The following is a 16,260-nucleotide window of genomic DNA, read 5'->3' as shown; positions in this document are numbered from 1 at the left end:
GACTAGTGGCATGTCATCGAGCACCCCATCAAGTCAGCCCGACCCGCAGCGCGACGGCGTCAAGGAACGTACCCACCTCGGATTACGGATCGACGACGCCTGGCACTCGGTCCAGACCAATGTCGCCATCAAGCGTGGGCATGTGGAGACCATCATTCCCTACACCGGCTATGGCTCAGCAACCTGGATTCGGGTGCTCGCCCGTGTGGTACTTGCCGATCCAGTGGAGATGGCGCCCATCAAGGGCGGCGAAGTGCTGAAGACCATCAAGGAGGGCATCCGTGGCTGGCGCAACTTCACCAGCGCGCCGGTGCGCTACGCGAAGGTCACAGTTGAGATTGACGGGGAAATCCATGAGGTGACCGCCGACCGTGGCGGCATCGTCGATGCGCGCATAGATGCGCAGCTTGCCCCCGGGTGGCACACCATCAAGTTGCGGTCCGCCGATGACATCCTGGTTGAGTCGCCGGTGCGGATTATCGAGTCCGGCACCACCTTCGGGGTGGTGTCTGACATTGATGACACGGTGATGGTCACAGCCCTGCCCAGGCCCTTCCTGGCGGCCTGGAACACGTTCGTTCTGGACGAGCACGCCAGGGCGGCGACGCCCGGCATGGCAGTCCTGCTCGAACGGATCACCCAGGAGACTCCCGGTGCTCCCGTGCTCTACCTGTCCACCGGAGCATGGAATGTTGCTCCCGCGCTGACCCGGTTCCTCTCCCGGAACCTCTACCCGGCGGGTCCGAAACTGCTCACCGATTGGGGTCCGACCCGGGACCGGTGGTTCCGCAGCGGACCCGAGCATAAACGCAGCTCTCTGAAACGGCTCGCAGGCGAATTCCCCGACATCAAGTGGCTCCTCATCGGTGACAACGGGCAGCATGATGAAGAAATTTACGCCGACTTCGCGGACCACTACCCGCAGAATGTGCGCGCGGTCGCCATCCGCCAGCTCACCATGGGTGAGGCGGTCCTGGCCGGTGGCCGATCGAACGCGAAACCGTCATCGCGGACGCCGAATATTCCGTGGGTGTATGCACCGGATGGCGCTGGAATGTCGGCGCAGCTCGCTGATCTTGGCATCATTGATCATTCGTTTCAGGAGCCGGCAGAGTAATTCCCTCCTGGTCCTGGGGGCCAGCGTCAGCGTGGATGGTCAGCAGGATGCGCCTTAGGGACATGCCCATCGAAGCCGTGGCTTCGATGCGATCATCCGGCGAGACGTGTTTGACGTGCCCCATCAGGTCTTCCACCGCCGCTTCTGCATCGGTCATCGAATCGGCTGTGGTGTCCCACTCTTCAACAGCGGCGGCGGTCAGGTTCAGTGCGTGGGCGAGCGGCGGTCCCAGGGGCTTGGGCAGCGGGGTGGTCTCCGGTGATCGCCAGATGACGTCGGCGAGCAACTCGGTCATGTCCTCCACATAAAAAGTGATTCGCTCCATCGACTGCAGGGAGTGGAAATCTGCAGCGAGGTCTCTCTTGTGACGGTACTGACGGATGTTCCCGTGGCGGCTCGAATCAGCCAGTTGAACCGCTGTACGCACCTCCTGGCTGAACGTGGTGAGTTTGGTCTGCCGGTCGGCCCATTCCTCGTGCTCGGGGGGCCATTGTTCCCGCAACGCCTCACCCATGTCCTTGAGCTGCAGGGACAGCGCCGACCTGAGGCTGTCGAGTCCAGTGATCACACCAGTGAGATGCAGGGGCGGGACAATGACGATGTTCACGATTAGCCCAACGGTCACGCCCACCAGCATCTGCACCAGATACCCGAACGAGTACCCATCGGGATCGTCGCCGCCCAGTAGGAGCACAAACAGGGCGGCGATGGGAATCCAGTCCCGGCCCGCACCGATGCGCGGCAGACCACCGGCCAGCACCCCAAAACCAACCACCAGCGCGATGGAGAACACTGAGCGGTCGCCCAGGAAAATGATAGGGAACGCCAGGGCAAACCCGATGGCCAGCCCGATAAGGATCTGGAATCCCTGTTTGGCTGAACCCGAGATGGTTGGGTACATGCAGGCCACGGCGCCGAGCGGCGCGTAGTACGGATACTCCGCAGCGACTCCCGGAACCTGCAGAGCGATCAGCCAGGCGATGGACGCGGCAAGCGCAGCTTTGACGGCCAGCAGTAGCCGCTTGTGTCGGACCAGCCCACCCATTTGGGTTAACAGGCGTGCACCGGATGGTTTTTTCAGCATGCTTGCTATTCTCCCAGCAATGCCGAATACATCCAATGACGCAGTATTACGCGGCCGATACTTGATGCCGCCGGGTCGACGGCGTAGCGTAGCCCCCAAGTTACTTCAGTAACGGGTCAGCGACTCTCCGATGGAGAGTGTGGGTGCCCCCATGTGGGCCTGACATTTGTTCGCAGAAGTTCAAGTGGTGCGCGGCCGCGCCACGCCTGAACTCAGCTCTGCGTCCCTCCTGGTTATTCACTCAACTGATGCCTACCGTTTCAGCAGTGACCTATCGACAAGGACACAAATGTCTTTCGCGCATTCGCCCCCGCAGAGCTACCCCGCTCTGTCCTACGAACTTTTCCCGCCCCGGTCCGCCAGCGCCGAAGAGGCTCTTTGGCGGACGATCAGAGCCCTTGAGGATACCCGCCCCGACTTCGTGTCCGTCACCTACGGGGCGTCCGGCTCCAACCGTGACACGGCCATCGGTCTGCTCATGCGGCTGCTTGATGAGACCACCCTGAAGCCCCTGGCGCACCTGACCTGCGTGGGTAATTCACGCGACTACCTCATGGAGCTGATCGATGAACTGATCTCCCGTGGGGTGCGCGGCATCCTCGCATTGCGGGGTGACCGGCCCCAGGACATGTCACTGTCAGCAGGCGAGCTGCACTATGCCAGCGAGCTGGTGGAGCTGATCCGGCGGGTGGAGCGTCAGCTGACAGCCCACCTGTGTGCGGGGAAGGTCGCCGTCGGGGTCGCCGCCTACTCCACCAAACACCCTGAATCGCCCAGTCTCGAACATGACATCGAGGTGCTGCTGGCCAAACAGTCCGCTGGCGCCGACTTCGCGATCACCCAGGTGTATTTCGCTCCCGATCACTACCGTCGGCTCCTGCGTACCGCCCGCAGAGCCGGGGTGGAGATTCCCATCATTCCCGGTGTCATCCCCTTCACCAGCGTGCAGCGGCTGGAGCGTCTCAGCGAGCTCGCGGGAATCGAGGTTGACGTCACGCTCAGGGACCGGCTGATGAACGCCGACGACGACGCCGCGCGGCGCCGCATCGGCGTTCAGGCCACCGTGGACCTCGCCCATGCGGCGCTCGACGACGGCGCCCCGGGCCTCCACATCTACACCTTCAACGAACATGGCGCGGCACTTGACGTCCTGGACCGGCTCGAGCTCAGCCGCCCCCCAGCACCAGGTCTCAGCCGATCCGCCTGATCCCTCCCACTCCCGAAGGACCCAACTCATGAGCAAAGCATTCCCCGCAGCCACCATCGTCGGCTACCCCCGTATTGGTCCCCGCCGCGAACTCAAAAAGGCAGTCGAAGCCTACTGGGCGGGAACGAGTACGGCCCCCCAGTTGGAGGACACCACGCGGCACCTCCGGCTGAACGGTTACAGGCACCTCTCCGGCCTCGGCCTGGGGGAATCCACGTCGGCGATCCCGGCGTCATTCTCCCTCTACGACCAGGTGCTCGACACGGCCGCGACCTTCGGCGCCGTTCCCGACCGGTTCCAGGACCTCTACGACGACGGCGGCCAGCTCGGCCTGGACGCCTACTTCACCCTGGCGCGTGGCGACGCCGGCCGGCAGCCTCTGGAAATGACCAAGTGGTTCGACACCAACTACCACTACCTGGTTCCCGAAATCGGGCCAGACACCCGCTTCACGCTCGCCAACAACTGGATACTCCGCAACGTCGCGGAGGCGGCCGAACAGGGTCTGACCGTCCGCCCGACCATAATCGGTCCGGTCACGTTCCTGCTGCTGAGCAAGGCAGCCGACGAAGCGCCGGCAGGGTTCGACCCGCTCAGTCGTCTAGATGACCTACTGCCGCTGTACATTCAGTTGCTCGAACAGCTGGCCGAAGCGGGCGCGCAGTGGGTGCAACTGGAAGAGCCTGCCCTGGTGGCAGACCAGGCGGTTCCCGCCTCCGAGGTGGCTGGCGCCGTCGAACGGGCCTACCGTTTCCTCACCGCTGCGAAGGTACGACCCGCGGTGCTCGTCACCACCCAGTACGGCTCGCTGGGCGGTCTACTGCCCATCCTCGGGGGTGCTGGGATCGACGCGCTCCACCTCGACCTGGTCAAAGGCGAGCTGCCCGCTGCAGCCGACCTTGCCGCCCTGGGGGATACCACCCTGGTCGCCGGAGTGGTGGACGGCCACAACATCTGGAAGGCCGATCTGGCGCGAGCGGCCACAACACTGTCCACCCTCACTGCGACGGTAACCCGAGTGAGCGTCGCCACGTCGACGTCGCTGCAGCATGTGCCGCACAGTGTCGAGGACGAACCGCAGCTGAATCGCGAGCTGCGGACGTGGCTGGCCTTCGCTGATCAGAAGGTGGAGGAGGTCGTCACCCTGTCCCGGCTGGTCGATAACTCACCGGCGGGATCCATTGACGCGGCAATAACTGAAGCGTCGGCTGTGCGTGCCTCTCGCGCTGCTGCCGAAGGCGTGATCCGCAGCGAGGTGAGGGACCGCCTCGGGTCGCTCACGCCGTCGGACTTCACCCGCGTCGCCTATCAGGAGCGGACGGCCGCGCAGGAAACAGCCCTGCAACTGCCGGTGCTACCGACCACCACGATCGGATCGTTTCCGCAGACAGCCGAGGTGCGCTCGGCCCGGGCCCGGTTCCTCCGGGGCGACCTCACCGCCGAGCAGTACACCACCCTGATGAAGGAAGAAATTTCCCGGGTGGTCACGTTGCAGGAGGACCTGGGGTTCGACGTCCTCGTCCACGGCGAACCGGAGCGGAACGACATGGTGCAGTACTTCGCCGAAAACCTGGACGGGTTCGATGTCACAGTGAACGGGTGGGTGCAGTCCTACGGTTCACGGTGCACCCGGCCGTCCATCCTCTGGGGCGATGTGAGCCGTCCGGAGGCCATCACCGTGCGATGGGCGGAGTACGCCCAGTCACTCACTGAGAAGCCGGTGAAAGGGATGCTCACCGGACCGGTCACCATCCTGGCGTGGTCGTTTGTGCGGGATGACCAGCCGCTGCGGGAGACCGCCAACCAGGTGGCACTCGCCCTCAGGGACGAGGTAAGCGACCTGGAGCGCGCCGGTATCCGTGTCATCCAGGTCGATGAACCAGCGCTGCGGGAGCTGCTGCCACTGAGGAAGGCGCTGCAGCCGGACTACCTTGCCTGGTCGGTGGCGTCGTTCCGGCTGGCGACGGCGGGGGCAACACCGGCTACGCAGATCCACACCCACCTCTGCTATTCGGAGTTCGGCGCCATCATCGACGCAATCGATGGGCTGGATGCCGATGTCACCTCCATCGAGGCCGCCCGCTCACGGATGGAAGTGGTCCACGACCTGCAGGAGCAGCAGTTCGCCCGGGGAGTGGGCCCGGGTGTCTACGACATTCATTCGCCCCGGATCCCCGACGAGGAGGAGGTGGTAGCACTCGTCGAGAAGGCGGTTCGGCAGCTGCCAGCCCGCCAGATCTGGGTGAACCCGGACTGTGGGCTGAAAACCCGGGGATACGCCGAGACCATTGAGTCGCTGCGGAATCTGGTCAACGCTGCGGCCCGGGTGCGGGCCCAGCTCTAGCGGCGGATCGGCTCGATGCTCTGTGCCTTGAGGATGCCTGCCAGCTGGTCCATGAAAAGCCTCACCCTGGTGGTCTGCTTGTCACCGATCTGCAGCGCGAAAATGCTCCGCGCGAGACGAATCTCCGGGACATCAAGAGCCACCACACCGGCCGGGCCGTGCGTCATCGCTAGTTCAGGAACCAGCGCGGCGCCGAGCCCGGCCGCTGCCAGCTCGAGGCTGGCATTGAAATCGTCGCAATACGCCACCACCCGGGGGTGCAGGTTGCAGCTGGCAAAGAGCCGCTCAATCACCGTGGCATCAGCGGTTCCCGGGTGGTGCATGATCCAGGGCATGTCGGACAGCTGGTCGGCGCTCACCGCCGCCCCCGGCTGAATGCCCCAGGCCGCGGGTAGCACGACCCGGAAATTGTCGTCCCCGATCCACTGCCGGCTGACCGATGACGGCCATGCCAGCCCACCCTGGCCCACCTGGAACACCAACGCCAAATCGAGCTCGCCGCCGGCCCGCAAACCCTGGATGGTCTGGCCGGGTTCGGCCACGTACACCTTCAGACTGATCCCCAGGCGTCGCCACTCAGGGGTTCCCAGTAGCCGCGGCAGGGCATAGGTCGCCAGGCTCGGAAAGATCCCCAACCGAAGCTCCTGGGTGGACTCCGCCTCGGCACGCGCGGTGGACGCCAGCAGGGCGTCAATATCGGTGAGAACCTTCGCGGCGTGACGTGCCATGACCACCGCCGCCTCGGTGGGTATCGCGCTCCGCGCCGACCGTTCGAACAGGGTGGCACCGGTGTCCCGCTCCAGGGCTGACATTTGCTGCGACACGGCCGACGCCGTATACCCCAACCGGGACGCAGCAGCAGTAAAGGATCCGAGGCGAATGACCTCCAGAAGAGTGCGCAAATGCACTGGGTTAACCACGGCAATCCTTTCGTCAGCTGACGCTTTATCCCTGCCGTCTGGCCTGATCCATTGCACCAATCCGGAAATCGTCCGTCTCCGAACACTTACCAAACTATATTTACAACAGGCGTTTTCCTTCTAGGAGGCCTGTAGTGGCGAGTTGACCGGCCCAACCGGCCGGCGGCGAAGTCCCACGACCCACGCGGAGGAGCGCAGATGACCGACTATCAGCATGACCCTGACCCCCTCGGGGCCGACCGTAGCGGGTTCCGCGCACGGCGCAGGATCGCCGTCGTCGGCAGTGGTGTCGCCGGGCTGACCGCGGCCTACGTGCTGAGCCGTCACCATTCGGTCACGCTGTACGAGGCCGACCACCGTGCGGGCGGGCACGCCCACACCCACCAGATGCCGATGTCCGATGGCACCACCTCGGGGGTGGACACCGGGTTTATCGTCCACAACGACAGGACCTATCCCACCTTGCTGCGACTCTTCGGGGAGCTGGGGGTTCCCACGCAGGACTCAGACATGACCATGTCGGTGCGGTGTGATGGCTGCGGCCTCGAATACGCCGGAGCGAAGGGCCGCCGCGGGGTGTTCGCCCAGCAGGGAGTGCTCCGCCGCGGGAAATACCTCAAAATGCTGCTCGAAGTACTGCGCTTCCAGCGCGACGCCCGCACCCTGCTGAAGGACACCGGCGGGTATGAGGGACACACCGACAGCCCAACCGTCGACGACGGCATGACCCTCGGGGAGTTTCTCGCCAAGGGACAGTTCAGCGAGTACTTCACGTCCCACTTCATGACCCCGGTCGTCTCGGCCGTGTGGTCCTGCGACCCGGCGACGGCGCTCGCCTACCCCGCGCGGTACCTGTTCTCCTTCATGTCCCACCACGGGATGCTCACCATCAAAGGATCACCCCAGTGGCGCACGGTCACTGGCGGGTCGGGGGAATACGTGACCCGGGTGCTGGAACACATCGAGGACGTGCGGCTCGGTTCGCCGGTGACCGATGTGAGCAAGGTGGGGGACGGCGTCGTCGTCACGGTGCTAGGCGATGCTGCGCACCAGGCCACCGAAACCTACGATGCCGTGGTCATTGCCACCCACCCGCATCAGGCGCTCGCCATGTTGGGGGACCCCGATCCGCTGGCGGCCGAAGTGCTTGGCGACATGCCCTACTCCACCAATCACACCCTGTTCCACACCGATGAATCGGTGCTGCCGCGCACCGACGCCGCGCGGTCGTCGTGGAACTATCGGTTGCCGTCCTGCGACGCCAGCCCCGACCGTGTGCTGGTGACGTACGACCTCACCCGGCTGCAGCGGCTCGAAGGCCGGACCGACCACCGGTTCCTGGTCAGCCTAGGTGAGGGTGACGAGATAGCCCCGGCCTCAGTGCTGCGTTCCATGACCTACGAACACCCCCAGTACACGCCGTCGTCGTTGGCCGCCCAGCGCCGGTTGACCGAGCTCAGCGACGACCGCATCGCCTTCGCCGGGGCCTACCACGGCTGGGGGTTCCATGAGGATGGCGCCCTGTCCGGGCTGCGCGCGGCAGAACGCCTGGGGGGATCCTGGGACGCCGAGCGACTCGACGCGGCGCTGGAGGACGCTCCGTCATGACCGCCGCCCTGTACCCGACGACGATCCGACACATCCGCCGGACGCCGTTACAGAACGAGTTCACGTACCGCAGCTACAGCTGGTTCGTGGATCTGGCTGATCTGCCGGTGCTCCCGCGCGTGCTCAGGCCATTCGCAGTATTCTCGGCAGCCGACCATCTGGGGGACCCGGAGCAGTCCATCCGGTCCAACGTGGCGACCTACCTGGCGACCCAGGGTATCGACGACGACGGCGGCCGGGTGACCATGCTGGCCAGCGGACGGGTGCTCGGTCACGTTTTCAACCCGTTGAGCCTGTTCTGGTGCCATCGCACCGACGGGTCGCTGGCCGCGGTCATCGCCGAGGTGCACAACACCTATGGGGAGCGTCACTGCTACCTGCTGAACCCCGATGAGTCCGGCCGGGCAACAACCGGGAAAGCGTTCTATGTGTCGCCGTTTAACGACGTTTCAGGAAATTATGAAATGCGGGTTCCGGAGCCGGCGGAACGTCTCAAGGTTGCAATCACCCTGCACAGGGACGGCCAGGCCCCTTTCATCGCCACAATGGCAGGGCACCGGTTGCCGGCCACCACCCGAAATGTTGTTCGGATGATCACGGCCATCCCTGTTGCACCCCTGCGCGCAGCTGCGCAGATCCGGTGGCAGGGAGTTAAACTCTGGATGCGTCGTTTGCCGGTGCGCACCCGACCACACCATGAATCACAGGAGGCAGTTCGATGAGTACCCTTGTTCGTTCCGAGGCTAACGCTGACCCGGAGTATTGGCCCGGTATCGCCAACGTTCCATCGGGTCCGAGGAACAAGGTTGCTGCAGCCCTCGCCGAGAAAATCTTCGCTGCCGCAGTGAACCGCCTGCAACTGAGGGTGGTGTACGACGACGGTACGGTGCTCGGCGCTCCAGGCGGCGGTCCACGTCCCGAGATGCGCATCCACCGGCCCGCCGACTTTTTTGCCCGCCTGGGCGACAACGGTCTGATCGGTCTGGGTGAGGCCTACATGGCGCAGGACTGGACGGCGTCGGATCTCACCGAGGTGATGCAGGTGTTCGCCGCGCAGGCGGCGCACCTGGTCCCGGTGCCGCTGCAGAAGCTCCGCGGACTGTACCTGCCGAAGCCGCCCCGCAAGGAGCGCAACACCAAGGTCAACACCCGGTCAAACATTTCCCGGCACTATGACCTGTCCAATGACCTGTTCAAGTTGTTCCTGGACGACACCATGTCCTATTCCAGTGCACTGTTTGACGCCAACGGTCCGCAGCTGCTGGACGCCCGGTGGGATGACCTTCCTGAAGCCCAGCAACGCAAGGTCGACCGCCTGCTGGACCAGGCCGACGTCAGGGAAGGCACCCGCGTGTTGGAAATCGGCACCGGCTGGGGTGAGCTGGCCATCCGTGCGGCACGCCGCGGCGCCACCGTAGTCTCGGTAACCCTGTCGAGTGAGCAGAAGGAACTGGCCGAACGTCGCATTGCCGACGCCGGCCTCTCCGATCAGGTGACCGTGGAGCTGAAGGATTACCGCGCCGTCGAAGGCCAGTTCGATGCGATCGTGTCGGTAGAAATGATCGAGGCTGTGGGCTACGAGTACTGGGGCGTGTACTTCCAGACCATTGACCGGCTGCTGGCCCCGGACGGCCGGGTGGCTATTCAGGCGATCACCATGCCGCACGAGCGGATGATGGTGACCCGCCGGTCCTACACCTGGATCCACAAGTACATCTTCCCCGGAGGCTTCATCCCATCGGTGCGGGCGATCGAGGACATCACCGACCGCTACACCAGCCTTCGGGTACGGGAGCGGCTCTCCATGGGCGACCACTACGCGCAGACCCTTCGGCTGTGGGAAGAGCGGTTCCTTGCCCACACCGATGACGTCTCGGAGCTGGGCTTTGACCAGGTCTTCCAGCGGATGTGGCAGTTCTACCTGTGCTATTCGAGGGCCGGTTTTCAGTCCGGTTACCTCGATGTGCAACAGCTCATCTTCGACCGCCGGCCATAACCATCAGGAGCATTCCCTTGACTCAGCCAGACGCCACATTGCAGGCCGCCAGCATCGATAAGGACATTGCCGGAAAGCTCGCGCGGATCCTCGAACCCATTGTCGGCGGCGAGTTGCCCGTCCATTTGCGGGCCTGGGACGGCAGTACTGCCGGGCCGGAGGACCAGCCAGAGGTGCAGATCAACAGCGCCAATGCGCTGCGGCGGTTGCTCTGGAGCCCGGGGGAGTTGGGTGCGGCCCAGGCCTATGTGACCGGAGAGATCGATGTGCCAGGCTCCCTCGAAGCAGCGCTGACCCATCTGTGGAAGGTGGTGGCGTCGCGTGATCTGTCGATGCCGAAGCTCACTCCCGCGCTGGTGTTGCAGTTGACCAAGCTGGCCCGCGAGCTGGGGGTCTTCGGACCGCCGCTCCCGGCACCGGCGTCGCAGGCGAAGATCAAGGGCCGTCTGCATAGCCTGCTCCGTGATCGCGAGGCAATCAGCCACCATTACGACCTGTCGAATGCCTTCTACGAACTGATCCTTGATGATCACATGGCCTACTCCTGCGGCTATTGGCGCTCCGATGATCAGGATTACACGCTGGAGGACGCCCAACGGGACAAGCTGGACCAGGTTTGCCGCAAGATCGGACTGGATACCATGCCCGGGCAGCGTTTCCTCGATGTCGGCTGCGGATGGGGTTCGCTGAGTCTCTTCGCCGCCGAGCACTTCGGTGCCAAAGTCACCGGTGTGACCATTTCCAGGGAACAGAAGGCTTTTATCGATCAGCGCATCAAGGAACGTGGCCTGCAGGACCGGGTAGAGATCCGGTTGCAGGACTACCGCGATGTTCGCGACGGACCCTACGACGCGGTGGCATCGTTGGAGATGGGCGAGCATGTCGGTGAAGAAAACTACGGCACCTACACCTCCACCCTGTTCCGCAACGTGCGGCCCGGCGGCAAGGTACTGATCCAGCAGATGTCGCGTCACGGCAAACACCCGGGTGGTGGACCGTTCATCGAATCCTTCATTGCTCCCGATATGCATATGCGGGCTGTCGGCGACACGGTCAACCTGATCGAGAACGCCGGATTCGAGATCCTCGGGGTCGAGGCCATGCGGGAACACTATGTCAGGACCATTGACGCCTGGCATGACCGGTTTGACGCCAACTGGGATCAGGCCGTTGAGATGATGGGCGAGGAAGTGGCCCGGGTCTGGCGGGTCTATCTCGTGGGCGCGATGATGACCTTCCGTGATGGGCGGATGGGAGTGGATCAGATCCTGTCCCAGAAGCCTCTCGGCTAGGTTTTCTGTTCGGCTGCCGACACTGTTGCGCGGCTGTCAACTTCACGCGGCTGGAAACTCTACGTGGCTGGAACCCTTGCGCAACTATCCCCTTTGCGCAGCTAGACCCTTTGCACAGCAGTGGCGGGTGCGGCGTCGTAGTACCTGGGCAACCGCGACACGCCGACAACTCACGACACAGAAGTATTTTGCCTGTGTGCAAGTACTCCACAGGGGTGTGGACGACGCTCTGGGATTGGCCGGTTTCCGCACATTTCCCAGGGGTTCACTTGTGGATTGTCTGTGGACGAACCAGCCGATGAATGACATACTTGTAATACATCATCTTGGGGTCGCATCCATCGGTTTGCACTAGATGTAGTATTTATATATCGAACCGCTGGCAAGGTAGGCATAGGCGGAGCAGCCCGGAACACCATCGGGAAGCCCACTTTTGAAGCCCTCCAATTCCTGAATATGCGTCGATAACAAGCTAAGAATTACAAGGGGAGAGGGACTATGACCGTCACGGTTTACACCAAGCCAGCATGCGTACAGTGCAACGCCACGTACCGGGCATTGGATAAGAAGGGCATCACCTACCAGAGCGTGGATATCTCACAGGATCCAGCCGCTTTGGAGCGTGTCCGCGCATTGGGCTACATGCAGGCTCCAGTAGTCATCACTGAGCAGGATCACTGGTCGGGTTTCCGGCCAGACAAGATCAACGAACTGGCAGAACTCGGCCAGGCATCGGTCAGCTCGGTCGCCTGATCTGACAGGAAACGGATCTTCCGTGGAACGGGTGGCCAGCGCGCCGTCGTCGGGAAGCATTCACCTCATGACCCTCGCAGCAATGGACACTACACCCGCCGCAGCGGCTCCCAGCGAGCCGGGCGGGGTGACCAATGCCCGACTGATTTATTTCTCGTCGTCTTCGGACAACACCCACCGTTTCGTCCAGAAGTTGGACGCGGCAATGGGCACGGTCTCAGCACGAATGCCGCTACTGACGCGAGATCCGACTCTTAGGGCACTGCAGCCGTATGTACTGGTCCTTCCCACCTATGGGGGAATTTCCGGGCGGGGCGCAGTGCCCAAGCAGGTGATCAAGTTCCTCAACGACGAGGGAAATCGATCCTTGATCCGAGGCGTTATCGGCGCCGGAAACACGAACTTCGGGGAGACCTACTGCCTGGCGGCGGACATCATCGCAGCCAAATGTGGAGTACCTGTTCTATACAGATTTGAATTGATGGGAACGTCTGAGGACGTTGACCGCGTAGCCCAAGGATTGGAAGCGTTTTGGATATGACTGTTGCAGAGACAGAGACAAAGGGAGCAGGCGGCACCGCCGCACCTGCGCTAGAGCGGTTCCACGGCATGGGCTATCACGAGCTCAATGCAATGCTGAACCTCTACGGCCCCAACGGAGAGATCCAGTTTGAGGCCGATCGCGAGGCCGCACACCAGTATTTCCTGCAGCACGTCAACAACAACACCGTGTTCTTCCACGATCTTGAGGAAAAGCTCGACTACCTCGTGAAGAACGAGTACTACGAGCGGGAAACCCTTGACCAGTACTCAATGAACTTCATCCGCGACCTCTACAAGCGCGCGTACAGCAAGAAGTTCCGCTTCGAGACCTTCCTCGGCGCCTTCAAGTTCTATACCTCGTACACGCTCAAGACGTTCGACGGCAAGCGATTCCTGGAGCGCTACGAAGACCGCGTCTGCATGGTGGCACTCCACCTGGCCCGCGGCGACCAGCAGTTGGCGCTGCAGATGGTTGACGAGATCATCGAGGGCCGTTTCCAGCCGGCCACCCCCACCTTCCTGAACGCTGGCAAGCGCCAGCGCGGTGAGCTGGTCTCCTGCTTCCTGCTCCGCATCGAAGACAACATGGAGTCGATCGGCCGGTCCATCAACTCGGCACTGCAGCTGTCCAAGCGTGGCGGCGGTGTGGCGTTCGCGCTGACCAACATCCGCGAGGTTGGTGCACCAATCAAGCAGATCGAAAACCAGTCATCGGGCGTCATCCCAGTGATGAAGCTTCTTGAGGACAGCTTCTCCTATGCCAACCAACTGGGTGCCCGCCAGGGTGCCGGGGCCGTGTACCTGCACGCCCACCACCCTGACATCTACCGCTTCCTCGACACCAAGCGTGAGAACGCTGACGAGAAGATCCGGATCAAGACCCTGTCGCTCGGCGTCGTGATCCCTGACATCACCTTCGAGCTGGCCAAGAAGGATGAGGACATGTACCTGTTCTCGCCCTACGACGTCGAAAAGGTGTACGGCATGCCGTTCTCCGACGTTTCGGTCACCGAGAAGTACTACGAAATGGTGGACGACGCCCGGATCAAGAAGACCAAGATCAAGGCTCGCGACTTCTTCCAGACGCTCGCGGAGATCCAGTTCGAGTCCGGCTACCCCTACATCATGTTCGAGGACACGGTGAACCGGGCCAACCCGATCGACGGCAAGATCATCATGTCCAACCTGTGCTCCGAGATCCTTCAGGTCTCACAGCCCACCACGTACCACGATGACCTGTCCTACGACGAGACCGGCAAGGACATCTCTTGCAACCTGGGTTCGCTGAACATTGCGAAGACCATGGATTCGCCGGACTTCGGTCTGACCATCGAAACGGCCATCCGGTCGCTGTCGGCTGTGTCTGACATGTCCAATATCGTCTCGGTTCCGTCGATTGCCCGCGGCAATGACCAGAGCCACGCGATTGGCCTCGGCCAGATGAACCTGCACGGTTATCTGGCACGCGAGCGGGTGCACTACGGATCCGAAGAGGGCCTGGACTTCACCAATATTTACTTCTACTCGGTGGTCTACCACGCGGTGCGGGCATCGAACCTGCTGGCCATCCAGACCGGCACCACATTCGGTGGCTTTGAGAAGTCCAAGTACGCCAGCGGCGAGTTCTTCGACAAGTACACTAACCAGGCCTGGGTTCCGCAGACAGAGAAGGTTGCCGAGCTGTTCAAGAACATCCACATTCCTACCCAGGAGGACTGGAGTGCTCTGAAGGCTTCGGTCATGGAGCACGGCATCTACAACCAGAACCTGCAGGCCGTTCCACCCACCGGTTCGATCAGCTACATCAACAACTCCACCTCGTCGATCCACCCGGTGGCGTCGAAGATCGAGATCCGCAAGGAAGGCAAGCTGGGCCGCGTGTACTACCCGGCGCCATACCTGACGAACGACAACCTCGAGTACTACGAGGATGCGTATGAGTTGGGTTTCGAAAAGGTCATTGACACCTACGCCGCTGCCACGCAGCACGTGGATCAGGGCCTGTCGTTGACGTTGTTCTTCAAGGACACCGCCACCACGCGGGACATCAACAAGGCCCAGATTTACGCCTGGAAGAAGGGCATCAAGACCATTTACTACATCCGTCTCCGCCAGCTTGCGCTGGAAGGGACCGAGGTAGAGGGCTGCGTCAGCTGCATGTTGTAGGCAGCCGCTGCTGACTACCAGTACGACGGCGGGTGCCCGCCCGCGTCGTACGCTTTAACTAAGAACTAACCCACCATTTAGGGGATGACATGACCGAGAAGGTCAAGCTGCTCAGCCACGTTGAGGCAATCAACTGGAACCGCATCCAGGACGACAAGGACGTGGATGTCTGGAACCGTCTGGTCAACAACTTTTGGCTGCCCGAGAAGGTGCCGTTGTCCAACGATGTTCAGTCGTGGGCGACGCTGACTCCTGACGAGCAGCAGCTCACCATGCGGGTGTTCACCGGTTTGACCCTGCTGGATACGATCCAGGGCACGGTTGGCGCTGTCAGCCTGATTCCCGATGCGATCACTCCTCATGAGGAGGCCGTGTACACGAACATCGCGTTCATGGAGTCGGTGCACGCCAAGAGCTATTCGTCGATCTTCTCGACGCTGGCTTCCACCAAGGAAATCGACGAGGCGTTCCGTTGGTCGACTGAGAATGAGAATTTGCAGCGCAAGGCTGAGATTGTCATGAACTACTACCGTGGTGACGATCCCCTGAAGCGTAAGGTGGCGTCGACGCTGCTCGAGAGCTTCCTCTTCTACTCAGGTTTCTACCTGCCGATGTACTGGTCGTCACGGGCGAAGCTGACCAACACGGCTGACCTGATCCGTCTGATCATCCGCGATGAAGCCGTTCACGGCTACTACATCGGCTACAAGTTCCAGAAGGGTCTTGAGAAAGAGTCGGCTGAGCGGAAGCAGGAGATCAAGGACTACACGTTTGAGCTGTTGTTCGAGCTGTACGAGAACGAGGTCCAGTACACCCACGATCTGTACGACTCCGTCGGGCTGGCGGAGGACGTCAAGAAGTTCCTGCACTACAACGCCAACAAGGCGCTGATGAACCTCGGCTACGAGGCGATGTTCCCGGCGTCGGTCACTGACGTGAACCCTGCGATCCTGTCTGCGCTGTCGCCGAATGCCGACGAGAACCACGACTTCTTCTCGGGTTCGGGTTCGTCCTACGTCATCGGCAAGGCAGTCAACACCGAGGACGATGACTGGGACTTCTAGGAGTTTATTTTCGAAGTCCCTGCTGAAAGTCTGGTCAGAGGCCCGGATCTGCGAAAACTCGCGGGTTCGGGCCTTTTTCCTGCCCTCTTCGAGAAGACAGAAGAGGCCAGCGTGTTATCACCAGCAAGATGGTTACCGGGACTCAGATGATGCGTTCGATAAACGA

At 62.2% G+C, this 16,260-nt stretch carries 13 protein-coding genes; 11 read left to right on the top strand and 2 right to left on the bottom strand.

The window, feature by feature from the left end; translation table 11 throughout:
• Positions 1-10: 10 nt before the first annotated feature.
• Complete coding sequence (locus DDA93_RS03845) at positions 11-1,117, top strand: phosphatase domain-containing protein (RefSeq protein WP_024477422.1); 1,107 nt, start codon at positions 11-13, stop codon at positions 1,115-1,117.
• Here DDA93_RS03845 and DDA93_RS03840 read toward each other — a convergent pair.
• Positions 1,083-2,201 (bottom strand): FUSC family protein, encoded by a 1,119-nt coding sequence (locus DDA93_RS03840; RefSeq protein WP_084442932.1) that lies wholly within the window; start codon positions 2,199-2,201, stop codon positions 1,083-1,085. The two genes, DDA93_RS03845 and DDA93_RS03840, sit on opposite strands and share 35 nt — an antisense overlap.
• A gap of 289 nt (positions 2,202-2,490) precedes the next feature.
• Between DDA93_RS03840 and DDA93_RS03835 the strand changes: the two genes are divergently transcribed.
• Positions 2,491-3,408 (top strand): methylenetetrahydrofolate reductase, encoded by a 918-nt coding sequence (locus tag DDA93_RS03835; protein WP_116778113.1) that lies wholly within the window; start codon positions 2,491-2,493, stop codon positions 3,406-3,408.
• Positions 3,409-3,436: 28 nt separating this feature from the next.
• Positions 3,437-5,752: a 5-methyltetrahydropteroyltriglutamate--homocysteine S-methyltransferase gene (gene metE / locus DDA93_RS03830; protein WP_024477420.1), complete on the top strand. Its 2,316-nt coding sequence runs from the start codon at positions 3,437-3,439 to the stop codon at positions 5,750-5,752.
• Here metE and DDA93_RS03825 read toward each other — a convergent pair.
• Entirely contained in the window at positions 5,749-6,672 is a 924-nt protein-coding gene (locus DDA93_RS03825; RefSeq protein WP_024477419.1) for a LysR family transcriptional regulator, read from the bottom strand. The two genes, metE and DDA93_RS03825, sit on opposite strands and share 4 nt — an antisense overlap.
• 198 nt (positions 6,673-6,870) lie before the next feature.
• Between DDA93_RS03825 and DDA93_RS03820 the strand changes: the two genes are divergently transcribed.
• From DDA93_RS03820 to nrdF, 8 genes are all read left to right on the top strand, one after another.
• Positions 6,871-8,280 carry an FAD-dependent oxidoreductase gene (locus DDA93_RS03820; RefSeq protein WP_207771304.1) on the top strand — a complete coding sequence of 470 codons (1,410 nt, stop codon included), beginning with the start codon at positions 6,871-6,873 and terminating at the stop codon, positions 8,278-8,280.
• On the top strand, positions 8,277-9,002 hold the full coding sequence (locus DDA93_RS03815; RefSeq protein ID WP_116778112.1) for a DUF1365 domain-containing protein: 726 nt from the start codon (positions 8,277-8,279) through the stop codon (positions 9,000-9,002). The genes DDA93_RS03820 and DDA93_RS03815 overlap by 4 nt, the downstream gene beginning before the upstream one ends.
• Positions 8,999-10,276, top strand: coding sequence for a cyclopropane-fatty-acyl-phospholipid synthase family protein (locus DDA93_RS03810; protein WP_116778111.1), 1,278 nt, complete (start codon positions 8,999-9,001; stop codon positions 10,274-10,276). The genes DDA93_RS03815 and DDA93_RS03810 overlap by 4 nt, the downstream gene beginning before the upstream one ends.
• A gap of 17 nt (positions 10,277-10,293) precedes the next feature.
• A complete protein-coding gene (locus tag DDA93_RS03805) occupies positions 10,294-11,568 on the top strand; it encodes a cyclopropane-fatty-acyl-phospholipid synthase family protein (protein ID WP_243400500.1) in 1,275 nt (424 codons plus the stop codon).
• 498 nt (positions 11,569-12,066) lie between these two features.
• On the top strand, positions 12,067-12,321 hold the full coding sequence (gene nrdH, locus DDA93_RS03800) for a glutaredoxin-like protein NrdH (protein ID WP_019482491.1): 255 nt from the start codon (positions 12,067-12,069) through the stop codon (positions 12,319-12,321).
• An 82-nt stretch (positions 12,322-12,403) separates the two neighbouring features.
• Positions 12,404-12,862: a class Ib ribonucleoside-diphosphate reductase assembly flavoprotein NrdI gene (gene nrdI / locus DDA93_RS03795; RefSeq protein WP_026041031.1), complete on the top strand. Its 459-nt coding sequence runs from the start codon at positions 12,404-12,406 to the stop codon at positions 12,860-12,862.
• A gap of 68 nt (positions 12,863-12,930) precedes the next feature.
• Positions 12,931-15,030, top strand: a complete 2,100-nt coding sequence (nrdE, locus tag DDA93_RS03790) for a class 1b ribonucleoside-diphosphate reductase subunit alpha (RefSeq protein ID WP_026041030.1) — start codon at positions 12,931-12,933, stop codon at positions 15,028-15,030.
• An 89-nt stretch (positions 15,031-15,119) separates the two neighbouring features.
• A complete protein-coding gene (gene nrdF, locus DDA93_RS03785; protein ID WP_019482488.1) occupies positions 15,120-16,094 on the top strand; it encodes a class 1b ribonucleoside-diphosphate reductase subunit beta in 975 nt (324 codons plus the stop codon).
• Positions 16,095-16,260 lie beyond the last annotated feature (166 nt).

This window comes from Arthrobacter sp. Bz4 (assembly GCF_003075455.1).
Taxonomy (GTDB): domain Bacteria; phylum Actinomycetota; class Actinomycetes; order Actinomycetales; family Micrococcaceae; genus Arthrobacter_D.
Note: the sequence above shows the minus strand (reverse complement) of the source record. Positions and strands in the feature narration are given on the sequence as shown.